Annotated in this window: 3 protein-coding genes; all 3 read right to left on the bottom strand. The window is 76.6% G+C overall.

Features of this window, described 5'->3' with window-relative positions:
- Window positions 1–12: 12 nt before the first annotated feature.
- Window positions 13–3,438 carry an amino acid adenylation domain-containing protein gene (locus tag GQ466_RS16165; protein WP_161103643.1) on the bottom strand — a complete coding sequence of 1,142 codons (3,426 nt, stop codon included), beginning with the start codon at window positions 3,436–3,438 and terminating at the stop codon, window positions 13–15.
- Entirely contained in the window at window positions 3,435–17,441 is a 14,007-nt protein-coding gene (locus tag GQ466_RS16160; protein ID WP_202420457.1) for an SDR family NAD(P)-dependent oxidoreductase, read from the bottom strand. Before GQ466_RS16160 ends, GQ466_RS16165 begins: the two co-directional genes overlap by 4 nt.
- A gap of 64 nt (window positions 17,442–17,505) precedes the next feature.
- Window positions 17,506–17,652: a hypothetical protein gene (locus GQ466_RS16155; RefSeq protein WP_161103642.1), complete on the bottom strand. Its 147-nt coding sequence runs from the start codon at window positions 17,650–17,652 to the stop codon at window positions 17,506–17,508.
- Window position 17,653: the final 1 nt, after the last annotated feature.

The following is a 17,653-nucleotide window of genomic DNA, read 5'->3' as shown; positions in this document are numbered from 1 at the left end:
GTGAGTTGCTGTTCATGACGTCCCGCGTCTGCGGTCGCGGCGCCGCGCGAGCGCGTCGGTGTTCCGGCTCCGCCGCTGGACGGGCTCGGCGTCGGCGTCGCCCGCCAGATGCGCCGCCATGGCCCGGACGGTCGGATGGCCGAACATGTCGAGGCGGGTGACCGGACGGCCGAGCCGCCGCCGCAGCAGCGCGACGACCGAGGTGAGCTTCAGCGAGTCGCCGCCCCGGTCGAAGAAGTTGTCCTCGACGCCCACCGCGTCCGCGCCGAGGACTTCGCACCACGCCGCCGCGATCCGGCGTTCCAGGTCCGTGCGGGCGGGCGCCGCCGGGCCGGCCGGGCGCGCGGCGCGCGGCTCCGGCAGGGCCTTGCGGTCGACCTTGCCGTTCGGGGTGAGCGGCAGGCTCGGCAGGAGCGTGACGGTCGCCGGGACCATGTAGCCGGGCAGCCGGTCGCGCAGGGCGGCGCGCAGTTCGGCGGGATCGGCCCGCGTCCCGTCCCGGACGGTCGCGTACGCGGCGAGCGCGCGGTCGCCGGGCCGGTCCTCGCGGATCACGGCGACGGCCGACTCGATCCCGGGCAGCCGCCGCAGCGCCGACTCGACCTCGCCCAGCTCGATGCGGTGGCCGTGCAGCTTGACCTGGCCGTCGATCCGCTCCAGGTATTCGAGGCGGCCGTCGGGCAGCCACCGCACCAGGTCGCCGGTGCGGTAGGCGCGGCCCTCGCCGATGGTGACGAAGCGCTCGGCGGTCAGGTCGGGCCGGCCCAGGTAGCCGTCCGCCACGCCGTCGCCCGAGAGGTACAGCTCGCCGGGCACGCCGGGCGGCACCGGGACGCCCCGCTCGTCGAGCGTGTGGCAGCGGGTGTTGCCGATCGGGCGCCCGATCGTCACCGCCTCGCCGGGGAGGACCCGGTCGACCGTGGACCAGATGGTCGTCTCGGTCGGGCCGTACATGTTGTGGAGTTCACCGACGAGGCCCGACAGCCGGCCGGCCAGCTCGGCGGACAGCGCCTCGCCCCCGCACAGCGCCCGCAGCCCGGGGTCGCCCGGCCAGCCCGCGGCGATCAGCATCTGCCACGTGGTCGGGGTGGCCTGGAGCACGGACGGGGCCGACCGCTCGATCCGCTCCCGGAGCGCGAACCCGTCCGCGCAGACGTCGGCGGGCAGCACCTCGACCGTCCCGCCCCGGACGAGCGGCAGGTACAGCTCCAGGCCCGCGATGTCGAAGCAGACCGTGGTGAGCGCGAGCAGGGAGTCGGCCGAGCCGAACCCGGGCCGCCGCGCCATCGTCCACAGGAAGTTCACCAGCGCCCGGTGCCCCACCTGGACGCCCTTGGGGACGCCGGTCGACCCCGAGGTGTAGATGACGTACGCCGCCGCGTCCGGGTCGGACCGGTCGACCGGCGGCCCGGACGGCGTTCCCGCGAGGTCGGCGACGACCCGCGTCACGGCGCGGCCGTCCGGGATCTCGTCCAGCGTCCCGGCCAGGGCCGCGTCGGTGACGACCAGCGCGGTGCCCGAGTCCGCCAGCATGTGGCCGATTCGCGCGGGCGGGTACACCGGGTCGATCGGGACGTAGGCCGCGCCGGTCTTCATCACCGCCAGCAGCGCCACGACGAGTTCCGCCGACCGCTCCAGGTAGACGCCCACCCGGCCGCCCGGTCCGGCGCCGAGCCCGATCAGCTTGTGCGCCAGGGCGTCGGCCGCTTCGTCCAGTGCGGCGTAGGTCAGGTCGCGTCCCTCGAACCGGACCGCGACGGCGGCCGGGGCGGCGCAGGCGACGTCGGCGACCAGCGCGCTGACCGTGCGGTCGCGCGGGTAGTCCTCGGCGGTGTCGTTGACGTTCGCCAGCGATGCGCGCTCGGCGTCGGTGAGCAGCGGCAGGTCGCCGAGCGGGACCGTCGGCGCGGCTGCGGCGGCGTCGAGGAACAGCGCGTAGCGGGCCGCGAGCCAGTCCTCCCGCCCGCCTTCGGCCGTGAAGGTCACCGTTCCGGCCTCGTCGACGCGGATCGTCAGGGGGCGGTCGGCGGCGACCGCGCCCGGGCGCAGGACGGCGACCGGCAGCCTGAGCGCGGTGACGCCGGGACGGCGCAGCGGCAGGTCGCCCCTGGCCGGACTCCGCCCGGCCAGCCGGTCGAGTTCGGTTCCGACCAGCGCGGCGAGGTCGGGCAGCGTCCGGTCCAGCGGCGCGTCCGGGGCGCGGAACGGCACGTCGGCCGCGACCAGCCCGGACGTCACGCCCACATCGCTTCCGGCGGACAGGGCGACGTCGTGTTCCCCGCCCCGGACGAGCCGGGCGAGGAAGGCGAGGACGGCGGCGATCGCCCACGCCTCGGCGTCGTCCGGGCGCAGCGCGGGGGGCAGCGCGACCGGACGGGCCGGCTCCCCGACCGGGGCGAGGGCGCCGAGCCGGGGCGGCAGCAGCGGTTCGAGGGCGCCGAGGCGGCGCAGCCAGCGTTCTTCTTCGCGCAGCGCGGCCCGTCCCGCCGCCGCCAGGGCCGCGACGTCGTCCTCCGACGGCTCGGTGAACCGTCCGCCGTGGTCCCGGTCGAGGTCGCGGGCGAGCGCGCGCGGGTCGAGCCGGTCGCCGTCCAGGCTCGCGAGGTCGGTCAGGCGGACGTCGTGGTCGACGGTCGCGACGGTGATCGCCTCGGCGGCGGCCTCGACCACCGTCCCCGGCGGCAGCGTGGACGGGCGGCCGGTCGTCTCGACGCCCCGGACGGCGATCAGCCGCGACCCGGCCGCCAGCAGCGCGACGCCGAAGCCGTTGCCCTTGCGCCCGAAGGTCGTCGCCCGGACCAGCGCGTCCAGGTCCCCCGACGGCCGCCGCCAGTCGAAGAGGCCGCCGTGCGGCGGCCCGTCGTACTTCCCGTGGTAGGTCCGCTCGCCGAGATCCTGCGGCGTCCGGGTCGCGGTGCCGCGCGCCAGCTCGTCGACCAGCTCGGCGAAGGACTCGACGCCCGCCTCGAAGCACGCGAGGTCGAGGTCGTGCGCGGTCGCGGCCGGATCGACCGGGACGGTGACCTGCTTCAGCACGTCCCCGGTGTCGGCCTCCCTGGTCATGACGTGCCAGGTGACGCCGTGCTCCTTCTCGCCTTCGAGGATCGCCCAGCTCGTCGCGTAGAGGCCGGCGTGCCGGGGCAGCGGGCCGTCGTGGAAGTTGATCGGCAGCGCCGCCGGGAGGGCCAGGACCTCGTCCGGGAGCATCCGCAGGTTGGCGATGCTGAACAGGTAGTCGAAGCTCAGGGGCGCCAGGCGGTCGGCGAGGCCGGGCCCGGCCTGGATCGTCGGCAGGCCCTCTCGACCCGCCCACTCGACCAGTTCCGCGCCCGAGAAGACCACGGCCGCCACCCGGTGCCCGCGCTCCAGGAGCAGCCGGGTGCACTCGGCCGCCAGGGTCTCCTCGCCCACGACCACGCAGGAGAACGTCCGCGTCATGCTCGGTCCCCGTTCTCGCCGAGCCGGGCGAGCAGTTCGCCCAGCAGTTCGTCGACGACGTCGTCGGGCAGGTCCGCGACCAGCCGCTCGGCGTCGTCGGACGGCGCCGGTTCGGTCACCGGCGCGACCGCCGGTTCCTCGGGCGGTTCCGGCTCGGAGCGCAGGTGCGCGGCCAGCTTCCGGATCGTGATCCGCTCGAAGAGCAGGGTCGCGGGCTGCGGCCCGTACACCTCTTCCAGGGCGCGGGTGAGCTGGAGCGCCACCAGCGAGTCGACGCCGTAGTTCTCGTAGGTGAGGTCGGGGTCGAGCCGGTCCGCCGGGATCTCCAGGACGGACGCGAACACCGCCGTCACCCGGGCGAGTTCGTCGCCCTCGGCGCCGTCGGCCGGACGCGCGGTCCGGGCCGGGGCCGGAGCCGGGGCGACCTGGGCGGCCGGGGTCGCCGGGACGAGGCCGTCGCTGACCGCCGCGATGACGCTCTGGAACAGCGGCCCGGACCGCGTCGGCGGGGCTGCGGCGCTGACGTCCCGGAACCCGGCGTCGGCCAGCAGGTCGCGCCACTGCCGCTCGGTCGCCAGCGGCGAGGACGGCATCCGGTGCTCCGGGTCGGTGAACCGCCACCACCCGGACGTCAGGCCGAAGACCAGCGCCAGCCGGTGCTGCGGCCGGGTGCCCTCGGCGAGGACGAGCACCCCGCCCCGGCGGAGCAGCCGCTTGGCGCCGGCCAGGGTGCCGGCGAGCCGCCGGGTCGCGTGGAAGACGTTCGTGCCGAACACCACGTCGAACCCGCCCGGGGCGAAGCCCTGGCCGGCCGGGTCGGACTCGATGTCCAGGACCTCGAACCGTGCGAACGGATGACCCGGCCCGAACCTGGCCCGGCCGTCGCGGACGAACCCGCCCGACAGGTCGGTGAAGACGTACTCGACGTGCGCGGCGTGGGGGGCGAGCGCGGCGAAGACGGCCTCGCTCGTCCCGCCGGTCCCGGCGCCCACTTCGAGGATCCGCACCGTCCGTCCGGGCTCGGCCGCCAGCCGCGTCCGGACCTGCTCGGCGACGAGCGCCGCCGTCTCGGCGTTGCACAGGTCGGTGACCGGGTCGCCCGCGTAGACGGCCGCGACCCGTTCGTGGGAGCCGCCGGGGAAGAGGACTTCCATGCCGCTGCGGCGTCCGGTGAGCACGTCGGGCAGCGCGGTCAGGCAGTCCCGCAGCAGCGACGTGGCGGGCGCGAGGTCCGGGCGGCGGGCGGCGAGGTCGGTGAGCGCCGCCACGAGCGCCGCCTCCGGCTCCACGGCGCGGGCGGTGCGCTGCCAGCCGCCGTCCACCGGACGCAGCCACCCGGTCTCGGCGAGGGCGTCGAGCTGAGACCGGAAGAAGGGCTCCTGCTCCGGGACGATCCCGAGCCCGGCGACGAGATCCGCCCATACGGCTGGCCGGTCCAGCCGCCGGAACAGGCCGAGGCGGTCCAGGACGGCCGCCAGCAGGCGCGTCGCCAGATCCTCGGCCGCCGCGACGGCGTCCTGGAAGCCGTCCAGCTCCGGCGACGGCGTCCAGGCCCTCCCGACGACGGGCGGCTGCGGCGGAACGTCCCCGGGCAGGACGACCAGCGCGGGCCCGGGGTCGGCGCCGAGGTCGTCGAGGATGCGCCGGTCGGCGTCGAGCGCGAGCACCTGGGCCTGGTCGCCCGCGAGGACGCGTTCCACGACCGCCATGCCGCGCTCCGCGCTCAGCGGCCGGATGCCCGCCGGCTCGAACCGGCGCAGCACCCGCTCCCGCTCCGGGTCGCCGGCCGCGTGCCAGTACCCGAGGTTGAGGACGCGCACCGGGAAGGGGACGTCGCGGGCCGCGCCGAGCGCGAGCGCGTCCGCGAAGGTGCAGCCCGCCGCGTACCCGGCCTGGCCGTGGTTGCCCTCGAACGCGACGCCGGAGGAGTAGAACAGGACGAAGTCCAGCGGCTCGTCCGCGACGGCCCGCAGGAGGCTCCAGGCGGAGTCGGCCTTCGCCTCCAGCGCCGACCGCAGCTCGGCCTCGGGCAGCTCCCGCAGGGGGCGGTTCACCAGGACCATCGCCGCGTGGACGACGCCGTGCAGCGCGCCGAACTCGCGCTTGGCGGTCCGCAGCGCGTCGCGCAGGGCCGCCGGGTCGGTGGCGTCCGCCGTCAGGTACCGGACCTGCGCGCCCAGGGCCTGGAGTTCCGCGACGGTCGCCGCGCGGCGGTCGTCCAGCGGGGACCGGCCGACGATGACGAGCCGGGCTCCGTACTCCCGCGCGAGGTACCGGCAGGTGTCGGCGCCGACGACGCCGAGGCCGCCGACGACGAGGTAGACGCCGTCCCGCCGGAACCGGGACGGCCCGGCCGGGAGTTCGATCCGGCGCAGCGACCGGACCCGGCGGACGCCCGCCCGCAGGGACACCGGGACCGTCTTCGCGGGCAGCGGCTCGGCGGCCAGCGCGGCGGCCGGTTCCGCGCCCTCCGCCGAGCGGACGTCGACCAGCGCGACCCGCAGGTTCGGGAACTCCTTGCCCGCGACCATCGCCAGCCCGGCCAGGCCCGCCGACCAGGGCGCGTGCTCGTCCCCGCCCAGCGGGTGGACGTCGGACGTGACGACCTTCAGCCCGGTCCGGCCGCCCCGGTCCAGCGCCCGCACGAGGCGGTAGAGGGCGACGACGTTGGCGTCGGTGACGGCGCGCAGGTCGGCGGGCTCGCCGTCCGGTGCCGAGCCGAGGAAGTACACCAGGTCGGGCGCCTCGGCCAGCGCGCGGTCCAGGTCGCTTTCGCTGAGCCCGCCGGACGGGACGGGCAGCGAGCGCAGATCGGCGTCGGCGTGCGCACCGGCGATCCCGGCGGCCAGCGCGGTGTCGAGCCGTGCGCCGACCAGGAGCACCCGGCGCGGGCGGGCGCTCTCGGCGTCGGCGCGGCGCGGCGTCCAGACCGGGAGGTGGGCCGGGACGGCCGTCGGCTTGGCCGCCCGGTAGGTCAGGCCGGTGAAGCGCACCCGGACGGCGCCGGTCTCGTCGGCCAGCAGGACGTCGCAGCGGTCCGGGCCGGTCTCGCGCACGTGCGACCAGCCGATCGTCGGCACCTCGCCGAAGACGTCCACCAGGTCGAGCGCGAACGGGAGCATCGGCGGGGCGTCCGGGCCGCGCCGCGCGAACAGCGCCGCGATCGTGTGCAGGGCCGCGTCCAGGACGCCGGGGTGCAGCGCGTACGCCGGGTCCGCGACCGTCTCGATCCGGCCGAGGGCTTCGCCCGGGCCCGTCCAGACGCGGCGCACCAGCCGGAAGAAGGCGCCGTAGGCCAGCCCCTGCGCGTCGAGCGCGCGGTAGAAGTCGGGGCCTTCGTCCAGGCGGGCCTGGATCGCCGCGACGTCCAGGCGCGGCGGGGCCGGGTGCGCGGCGGCCAGGCGGCCGGTGGAGCGGACGGAACCGTCCGCCACCACCTCGTACCGCTCGCCGTCGAAGCGCACCGACACCGCGCCGCCGCCCCGCAGGGGCGCGAGCCAGCGGACGTCGGCGACCGCCGTCCAGCTGCGGGCCCGCGCCACGAGGTCGAGATGGCCGACGCCCGGCAGGATCGGCGTGCCCTGGACGACGTGGTCGGCGAGCACCGGGTCGTCGGCGCGCAGCACCGTCGTCCAGGGGCCGTCCGGCGCGGTCGTGTCCAGCCAGTGCCGCACGCGCTCGAACGGATAGGTCGGGAGGGGGACCCGCCGCCGCGTCCCGCCCCGCAGGCCGGACACCAGGTCCCAGTCGACGGCGACCCCCGACACCCACAGGCGGCAGAGCAGGTCGTCGTCCCCGGCGCGGATCTGGGCCGTCAGGAACTCCTCGCCGCCCACCCCGTCGGTGAACAGCCCGGCCAGCGGCGGATGCTGCCCGACCCGGCCGCGGTGGAGCCACTGCCCGTCCTCGCCCCGTCCGACGGCGGCGAACCGCTCGGCGGCCTCGTCCAGGCTGCCCGCGACGAACGCCAGCCGCTCGGCCATCGGCTCGCGGCCCGTCCGCAGGGTGTGGGCGACGTCGGCGAGCGTGCGGGTTCCGGGCGCCGCCAGTTCGCGTCCGAGGTCGGCCGCGTACTGCCGGAGCCGGTCCTCGTCGCGGGCGGAGAGCACCAGCGCCTCGGGGCCCGTCGCGGCCTCGGCGGGCGCGGCGGCGCGGTACTCCTCCAGGATGACGTGCGCGTTCGTCCCCCCGGCACCGAACGAGCTGACCGCCGCGCGGCGCGGCAGGTCCCCGGCGGGCCACGGCGCCGTCTCGCGCTGGACGGTGAACGGGGACCGGCCGAAGTCGATGACGGGGTTCAGCTCGTCGGCGTGCAGGGTCGGCAGCAGCGTCCCGTTCTTGAGCTGGAGGATCGCCTTGGTGAGCCCGGCGATGCCCGCCGCCCCCTCCAGGTGCCCGATGGCCGACTTCACCGAGCCGAGGGCGCAGAACCCGACGTCGGACGTGTGCGCGGCGAACGCCTTGGCGAGGGCCGAGTGCTCGATCGGGTCGCCAAGAGCCGTCCCGGTGCCGTGGGCCTCGACGCAGCCGATCGTCCGCGCGTCGACGCCCGCCGCCGCCAGCGTCCGTTCCACGAGCGCCTGCTGCGCCTGCGGGTTCGGGACGGTGTAGCCGCTGGTCCGGCCGCCGTGGTTCACCGCCGACGCCCGGATGACCGCGTGGACGGTGTCGCCGTCGCGGACGGCCTCCGACAGCCGCTTGAGGACGACCGCCCCGACGCCCTCCCCGGGCACATAGCCGTCGCCGCCCGCTCCGAAGGCGCGGCAGCGGCCGTCGGACGACAGCATCGTCTTCGCGCTGAGATGGACGTACCGGTCGGGGTGGACGGCGACGTTCACGCCGCCCGCGATGGCGTACCCGCACTCGTTCCGGCGCAGGCTCTCGCACGCCTGGTGCACCGCGACCAGGGACGCCGAGCAGGCGGTGTCCACCACGACGCTGGGGCCGCGGAAGTCGCCGAAGTACGACACCTGGTTGGCGATCGAGGACCGGTTGGCCAGCACCACCTGCGGGTTGCCGCGCGCCGACTCGGCCGCCGCGAGCACCGCGTAGTCGCCCCACATGACGCCGACGAACACGCCGACGTCGTGCCCCTGCCCGCCGAACGCGGGCGGCGGGATCCTGGACGGCGGGTAGCCCGCGTTCTCCAGCGCCGACCACGCGGTCTCCAGGAACAGCCGCTCCTGCGGGTCCATCGAACGGGCCTGGGCGGGCGAGATCTGGAAGAACAGCGAGTCGAACGCGGCGACGTCGTCCAGGAAGCCGCCCCATCGGCCGTGGCTGCGGCCCGGGGCGGACGGGTCGGGGTCGTAGAGCGCGGCGGCGTCCCAGCGGTCGGCGGGGACCTCGGTCACGCTGTCGCGTCCGGCGGCGAGGTTGTCCCAGAACTCCGCGAGGTCGCGGGCGCCCGGGTACCGGCCGCTGATGCCGATGACGGCGATCGGCTCGTCCGGGTCGGTGCCGCGTTCGGGCGCCCGCTCCACGGGCCGCGTCACGGGTTCCGGCGCGGGCCGCTCCACCGGGGCCGCTTCGGGGAACAGGCGGGCCACGGCGTCCGCGTGCTCGGCGACGAGGTGGTCGGCCAGTTCTTCCACCGTCCGGTGCTCGAAGAAGACGGTGCCGCGCAGGTCGGGGAAGTCGCGGACGAGCACGGAGCTGGACTCCATGACCAGCACCGAGTCCAGGCCGTAGTCGTCCAGCGGGACCCGGCTGTCGAGGCGGCCCGGCGGAAGTTTGAGCACGTCGGAGAGCGTGCCGCGCAGGTACTCGACCACCTGGCTGCGCCGTCCGGAGGCGGCCGGGCGGCGCGGTGCGGCGGGCGGACGCGGCGTGGCCAGGGCCGCGTCGACCTGCGCGGGGACGCCCCACGCCGGGACGAGCCACGGCCCGTCCGCCGCCAGCGCGAGTTCCAGCGCGGCCACGCCCTGCTCGGGGGTCAGCGGGCGCATCCCGCTCCGGCGGCCGTACGCCGCCAGCTCGTCGGCTCCGACGAGGTCGTCCACGCCCCCGGCCGCCCACAGCGGCCAGTCGAGCGTGAGTCCGCGCCCGCGCCGCGCGCCCTCGGCGACCTGCGACGCGCGCAGGACGGTGAACGCGTCGGCGAACCGGTTCGCCGTGGCGTAGGCCGCCGCGCCGAAGTCGCCGATCACCGAGGCGATGGAGGAGAAGACGACGAACAGGTCCAGTGGGTCGTCCCGGGTCAGCCGGTCCAGGTTGAGCAGGCCGTTGGTCTTCGGGGCGAGGACCCGGGCGAACCGTTCGGGGTCGGCGTCGGCGAGGGTCCCGTCGTCGGCGATCCCGGCGAGGTGGAAGACGCCGTGCAGCGCGCCGAAGCGGGCGCGGGCCTCGGCCAACGCGGCGGCGAGGCGGTCGGCGTCCGTCACGTCGGCGCGCGGGGCGAACACTTCCGCGCCGAGGTCGGCGAGCCGCGCGTGCCAGGAGGCGTCCGGTGCCGACCTGCCGATCAGCACCAGGCGCGCCCGGTGCGCGCGGGCCAGGTACTCGGCGAGCGTCCGGCCGAGGGCGCCCCCGCCGCCGGTGATCATGTAGACGCCCTGGTCGCGCAGGTCCGCGCGGCCCGGTCCCGTGGCCTCGGTCCTGCGGAGCCCGCGCACCTCGCGGTCGCCGCGCGCCGTCCGGCGGACCTCCAGGCCGGCGGCGCGCGGCGCCGCGCGCAGTTCGGCGGCGAGCGCGGCGGCGGTCCCGTCCGGCGGCGTGCCGGCCGGGAGCGCCAGCGTCAGCAGTTCGACCCGGGGGGCGACCACGGACGCGGAGCGGGCGAACCCGGCGAGCGCGGCGTGCTCCGGCCGTTCCCGCCCGTCCTCGTGGGCGTGAAGTACGACGCCCCGGACCCGGCCCGCCGTCCGCGCGGCGAGGACGAGGTCCGTCAGCGTCCGGCACGCCGCGTCCAGCTCGTCACCGGGGACGAAGACCAGGTCCAGCCCGTCCGTGCCGAGGTCGGCCACCTCGTCCGCGCGGACGGCGGTCACCCGGGTCCACTCGCCGGTCGCGGCGAGCGCGGACTCGAGCGCGGCGTCCCCGCCGACGAGCATCAGGGGCCGCCGCGCGCTGTCGGAGGCGGGGGCGGGGACGGCCGTCCAGCACGGCTCGTAGAGAAGCGGGCGGCCCGGCTCGGGAGCGGGCGCGCCGAGCAGCCGGCCCGCGAAGTCCCGGACGGACGCCAGCACGCGGCCCGTCTCGTCGCACAGGGACACGTCGAAGCACCGCACGCCCCCGGCCTCGCCCAGGAGACGGGCGTGGGCGTGGCGGACGTCCGCGAGGTCGCCGTGGACGTCGAACGCGTCCAGGCTGAACGGCACGGCCAGCTCCCCCGCGCGCGGCGACGCGGTCCGGCCCGCCCAGTGGCACGCGCGCAGCGCGCCGTCGAGGACGGCTGCCGGGCCGCCCGGGGACAGCCGCACCAGCGCCTCGTCCGCGCCGGTCCGGATCTCCTCGATGACCTGGAACTCGGGCCCGTAGGCGAACCCGGCCGCGCGGTAGTCCGCGTACGCGCCGTCCCGGTCCCGCACGACGTCCGTCCGGCGGAGGACGGCGGCGAGGTCGAGCGCGCCGGGCGCCCCGGCGGCGGCGACGGTCCCCCGGGCGTGGACGGTCCGGTCCGGCCCGCTGTGCACCTCGAAGGAGAACCCGCTGTCGAACGAGACGTGCAGGTCGAGGTCGCCGTCCGCGGGCTCGATCGTCGTCCCCCACACCACCGAGCGAAGCGCGTGCCGCACGCCGGGTTCGGCCAGGTCGGCGGCGGCGCGGACGAACTCCAGGACCGCCGAGCCCGGCAGCACCGGCCGCCCGTCGATCACGTGGTCCCGGAACAGCGGGTCGGACGGGCTCAGCCTCTTGCGGAACCGCAGCCCGGCCACCGTGGACTCGTTCGCGTCGACCAGCGGGTGCAGGGCCGGGGCGTCCAGGTCGGGGTCGAGGGGGATCCAGTAGCGCTCGGGCGCGAACGGGTACAGCGGGGCGCGGACGCGGCGCCGCGCGGGACCGGACGCGTGCAGCGCGGCCCAGTCCACGTTCTCCCCGGCCAGCCACCGGCGCGCGAGGTCGCCGAGCGGCCCGTCGCCGGGGACGTCCGGCCGCTCGCCCGTCGCGGCGAACCGGCGCAGGGCCGCGACGATCTCGTCCGCCGCGACGGCCCGCACCGCGAACCGCCGGTCCATGGCCTCGCGACCGACCTGGAGCGTGAAGCACAGGTCGGCGAGCGACGCCGGCCCGGCCTCCAGGAACCGGGCGGCGCGCTCGGCGTAGGCGCGCAGCCGTTCCTCGTCGCGCGCCGACAGGACGAACAGCACGGGCTCGTCCACGCGTTCCCGCGCCGGGGCGACGGGCGGTTCCGCGAGGACGAGGTGCGCGTTCGAGCCGCCCGCGCCGAACGAGCTGAGCCCGGCCGTGCGCGGCCCCGTCCAGGGCTCCCGTTCGCGCTGGACGCGGAACGGCGACCGGGCGAAGTCGATGTTCGGGTTCAGCTCGGCCGAGTGCAGCGACGGCACGAGCGTGCGGTGCCGGAACTGGAGCAGGACCTTGGTCAGCCCCGCGATCCCGGCGGCGGACTCCAGATGCCCGATGTTGGACTTGACCGAGCCGATGGGCCAGCGTCCGGGCGCGGCGGCGTCCCCCGCGTACGCGCCGGTCAGGCCGGTGATCTCGATCGGGTCGCCGAGGGACGTGCCCGTGCCGTGCGCCTCGATGTACCCGATCTCCCCGGGCGCCACCCCGGCGCGCTCCATCGCGTCGACCACGGCGCGCTGCTGGGCGCGCGGGCTCGGCACGGAGAAGCCGTTGGTCCGGGCGCCGTGGTTGACGGCGCTGCCGAGGATCAGCCCGTGGATCTGGTCGCCGTCCGCCAGCGCCTGCGCGTAGGGCTTGAGCAGCACCGCGCCGACGCCCTCGCCGGGCACGTACCCGTCGCCGTCCGCCCCGAAGGCGCGGCAGCGGCCGTCGGACGACACGAACCGGCCCTGGCTCAGGAAGGCGTACTTGTAGGGGTGGATCGAGACGTTGACGCCGCCCGCGATCGCCATCTCCGTCTCGCCGCGCCGCAGGCTCTCGCAGGCCAGGTGGATCGCGGTGAGCGACGACGAGCACATCGTGTCCAGCGCCAGGCTCGGCCCGGTGAGGTTGAGGACGTACGACACCCGGTTGGCGATGGTCGCGAAGGACGAGCCGGTCAGGGGGCGTCCGCCGCGCAGAACGTCCACGGCGCCGTGGAACTGGTACTCGCCGTACATCACGCCGACGTAGACGCCGACCGGACGGCCCGCCAGCTCGGCCCGCCGGTACCCGGCGTCCTCCACCACGTGCCAGGCGGTCTGGAGGAACAGCCGCTCCTGCGGGTCCATCAGCTCGGCCTGGCGCGGGGAGATGCCGAAGAACAGCGGGTCGAAGCGGTCGACGTCGCGCAGGAAGCCGCCCCAGCGGGTGTGCGCGCGTCCGGGCGACGCGGGATCGGGGTCGTACCAGCGGTCGGCGTCCCACCGGTCGGCCGGGATCTCGGTGACGCAGTCGCGGCCCTCGGCGAGGTTGGTCCAGAACTCGTCCAGGTCGTCGGCCATCGGGTAGCGGCCGGCCACGCCGATGATCGCGATGGCCGAGTCGTCGACCTCGGGGGGCCGGGGGGCCGCCGGAGCGGGCGCGGCGATCGCCGTCGCGTGCTCCCCGGCGAAGTGGTCGGCGAGTTCGCCGAGCGTCGGGTACTCGAAGAAGAGGGTCTTGGACAGGTCGCCGAACCGGCGCTCCAGCTCCCGGTTGAGCTTGGTGATCATCAGGGAGTCGATGCCGTGGCGGTCGAAGGTGTCGTCCTCGCCGAGTTCGTCCGGGTCCAGCCCGGTCTCCCCGGCGATCAGCAGGCGCAGCATCCCCAGCGCGTCCGCGCGCGAGCCCGCGGGCGCCGTCGGCGCGACGGGCGCGGCGGGCGCGGGACGGCCGAGCGTCGCGGCGATCCGCTCGGTGTCCCCGTACGCGGCCACCACCGCGCCGGGACGGCCGAGCACCCGCTCGAACAGGTCGAGCCCGACGGCGGTCGGCAGGACGCCGAAGCCGGTGCGCGCGGCGACCTCGGCCGCCGCGTCGGCGGTCTGGCGCATGCCGCCGTCCGCCCACATCGGCCAGGCGACGGCCGTCAGCCCCGGGACCCGCTCGGCGAACGCCTCCAGGAAGGCGTTCGCGTACGCGTAGTCGGCCTGGCCCACGCTGCCGATGTGCGCGGCGATCGAGGAGAACGCCACGAAGAAGTCGAGCGGATCGTCGGCGGTGGCGGCGTGGAGCGCCCGGACGCCGGACACCTTCGGCGCCAGCACGGCCGCGACGTCCGCGTCGGACTTGGTCAGCACGAAGCCGTCGCGCAGCACGCCCGCCGCGTGGACGACGCCGGTGACCGGCCCGAACTCCCGCCGGACGTCCGCCAGCAGCGCGGTGAGCGCGGCCGGGTCGGCAACGTCGGCGCTCCGGTACGTCACGCGCTCGTCCAGGCCGGACGCCGTCGCGGCGCGGCCGACCAGGACCACCGTCGCGTCGGCGCGCTCCAGCAGCCGGCCCGCGACGGCGCGGCCGAGCCCCCCGGCGCCGCCCGTGACCAGGTAGACGCCGCCGTCGCGGACGGCGACCGGCTCGGTGTGGTCGGCGGGGACGAAACGGGGGACCCGCCGACCGGACGCGGTGTGCTCGACCTCCGCGTCGCGGCCGTCCCCGGCCAGCTCCGCGCGCAGCGCCGCCGCCGCGTCCACGCCCGGCGCCAGCCCGACGACCTGGACGGCGAGCAGCGGGTTCTCGGCCCGGACCGTCCGGGCCAGCCCGGCGAGCGCCGCGCGTTCCGGGAGCGGCCCGGACGCGTCATGGCGATGCAGCAGCACCACGCGCACCGGCTCGGTCGGCCGTCCGTGCAGCAGCCGCCGCACGACGCGCAGGACCAGGTCGGGGTCCGGCTCGTCCAGGACGACGGCTGCGATGCCGGTCAGCGGGCCGTCGCTCCCCGGCGCGGCTTCGGACGCGGACAGGGCCGTCGCGAGGTCGCTCCGGTCGTCGTCCGCGATGACGAGCACCGGCCCGGCAGAAGTCTCGGCGGGCACGGCCGGGGCGTCGTCCCACCGGCGGACCAGCAGGTCCACGGCGTCGGTGCGGCGCAGCACCCGGACGGCGAGCCCGCGCAGCCGCGCCAGGACCGTCCCGGCGGCGTCCCGCAGCGTGAGGTCGGCGCGGGCGGAGCGGTCGCCGCGCTGGTCGACCGTGACGTGGACGCGGCACGGCCCGGTGACGGGGGCGAACACCGTCAGCTCCTCCAGGGCCAGCGGCAGGAAGCCGCGCGCCCCGCCGCCGTAGGTCCGGCCGAGCAGCACGACGAGGGCGTGCAGCGCGCCGTCCAGCAGCGCGGGGTTCAGCACGGCGCCGTCCAGGGCGGCCCCCTCGGGGAGCCGCAGCGTCCCCCACGCCTCGCCGTCGCCGAGCGCGACCTCGGCGAGGGCCCGCATCCGCGCGCCGTAGTCGAGGTCATGCTCGCGCAGCAGCGCGTAGCAGCGCTCGTGGTCGACGGTCTCGGCCTGCGTTCCGGGGGTGGCGTCGGGGAGCTGGACGGTCCCGAGCGCGCTCACCGACCCCGACGCGTACACCGCGCCGTCGTCGGTGATCTCGAACGCGACCGCGCCGGGCCCGCGGCGCAGGGCGACCTGCGCGGCGCGCGGCCCGGAGAGCAGCCGGTCGAAGGAGACGTCGTGGAGCCGCACCGGACCGCCGGTCGCCAGCTCGCCCGCCGCGCGGGCGAGTTCCAGGAACGCGGCGGCGGGCAGGACCGGCTCGCCGCCGACCCGGTGGTCCGCCACGTAGAACTCGGTCCCCGACCACGCGGTGCGGTAGGCGAAGGAGTCCAGCGTGGACACGTTCTCCGCCAGCATCGGGTGCGGCCCCGGACCTGCCGGAACCTCTGCCGGGACGTCCAGCCAGCAGCGGCGCCCCTCGAACGGATAGGTGGGCAGCGGAACCCGGCCGCGCGCCTCACCGGCGAACCAGGCCGTCCAGTCGACCTCGGCGCCCGCCTGCCACGCCCGCGCGACGGCGCCCCACGGGCCGTCCGCCACGGTCAGCGCGACGCCCCGCACCTCGTCGTCCGCGCCGCGCAGCGCGCTGTCCGGGAGCGGCGCGCCTTCGTGGCGGGCGGCGTCGGTGAGGTCCAGGACGCCGAGCACGGCGGCGGCGGCTCCGGCGGCCAGGCCGACGCCGTGGATCGCGACCGGCCGCAGGCCCCAGCCCAGCCAGAGCCTCCCGAGCGCGTACTGCACCGCGAACGCCGCCGCCCAGTCCGCCGGAGCCGCCGCCAGCGCGGCGTCGTAGTGCTCGGCGAACGCCGGTTCCGCAGCCCGCCACTCCGCCGCGAGGTCGGCCGCCCCGGGGACGTCCTCGGTGAAGACGAACGACACGCCGCCGGCCGCCGGAGCGTCGGGGACGGGCGCCGAGCGCAGGGCGGCGGCGAGGTCGGCCCGGGCGGTCCCGGCGACGGCGAGCCGGTACTCGTGGACGCGCCGTCCCACGGCGAGGGTGTGGGCGACGTCCGCGAGGGAAGCGCCGTCGTCCCCGTCGAGGTGGTCGGCGAGCAGCCGGGCGGCGGTGCCGAGCGCCGACGGCGTCCGCGCCGACACCACGAGGACCTGGGTCGGACGCGACGGCGCGGCGACCTCGGCGGCGGGCGCCTCCTCCAGGACCGCGTGCGCGTTCGTCCCGCCGATCCCGAACGAGCTGACACCGCCGCGCAGGGGGCCGGAAGCCGTCCACGGCGCGGTCCGGGTGCTCACCGTGAACGGGCTCGCCGGGAAGTCGATGGCGGGGTTGGGCGTCGCGAAGTTGACGGTCGGCACCAGCGTGCGGTGCTTCATCATCAGCACGGTCTTGATCACGCCCGCGACGCCCGCCGCCGCGTCGAGGTGCCCGAGGTTGGACTTGACCGAGCCGATCGCGCAGAACCCGGTGTCGTCGGTCCCCTCCCGGAACGCCCGGGTGAGCGCCGAGACCTCCACGGGGTCGCCCAGCCGGGTGGCCGTGCCGTGCGCCTCGACGTGGCCGATCGAACGGGGATCGACGCCGGACACCAGGTGCGCCTCGCGGATGACGGCCGCCTGCCCGGCCGCTCCCGGCGCGGCGAAGCTGACCTTCCCCGCGCCGTCGTTGTTGGTGGCCGTGCCCTTGATGACGGCGTGGATCGTGTCCCGGTCGGCGAGCGCGTCGCGCAGCGGCTTGAGGACGAGCACCCCGACGCCGTTCCCGAGCACGGTCCCGCCCGCCCCGGCGTCGAACGTCCGGACGCGCCCGTCCGGCGACAGGATCGCGCCCTCTTCGTACAGGTAGCCCTTGGTCTGAGGGAACTTGACGGTGACGCCGCCCGCCAGCGCCACGTCGCACTCGCCGTTGATCAGCCCCTGGCACGCGAGGTGGATCGCGACCAGCGACGTCGAGCACGCCGTCTGGACGGTGTACGCGGGCCCCCGCAGGTCGAGCTTGTAGGCGAGCCGCGTGGCCAGGAAGTCCTTGTCGTTCCCCACCATGACGGCGAAGTGGTCGCTCGTCGCCGTCTGGTCGACGGCGGGGAGCACCTGCTGTTGCAGATAGGTGTTGATCGCCGCGCCCGCGTAGACGCCGATCAGCCCGTCGTGGCGCGCGGGGTCGTACCCGGCGTTCTCCAGCGCGGCGTGCGCGGCGGTCAGCAGGACGCGGTGCTGCGGGTCGGTGATCCGCGCCTCCGCCGGGGTGAACTCGAAGTAGCCCGTGTCGAACAGGTCCACGTCGGGGATCACGCCGTGCGCCGGGACGAACGCGGGGTCGTCCAGCAGGCGGGCGGGCACCCCGGCCGCCGCCAGCTCGTCCCGGCCGAACCGGCTGATCCCCTCGCGGCCCTCGCTCAGCAGCCGCCAGAAGGCGTCCAGGTCGTCCGCTCCGGGGAACCGCCCGGCCATGCCAATGATCGCGACGTCCGTCTCGACCGCCGTGCCACGCTCGGCGCCGTCCACCAGACACCCTCCCCAGGCCGTGGCCGCGCGGAAGAACGGGCTTCCGCGCGGCGCTCCGGCATCGTCAGTCCTGCCGCCGCGTCCAGTTCGCGGGCGGCCCGAACAGCAGTGCGAAAACGACGGCCGGCCCCGCCACCGCCCACCACAGCGCGGTGAACCGCCTCGGGTCGACCTCGACCTCGGGCGCGGCCGGCGGGGGCCGGTCGCTCACG

The organism is Actinomadura rayongensis (genome assembly GCF_009831215.1).
In the GTDB taxonomy this organism is placed as follows: domain Bacteria; phylum Actinomycetota; class Actinomycetes; order Streptosporangiales; family Streptosporangiaceae; genus Spirillospora; species Spirillospora rayongensis.
This window is presented reverse-complemented; position numbering and strand designations above follow the sequence as displayed.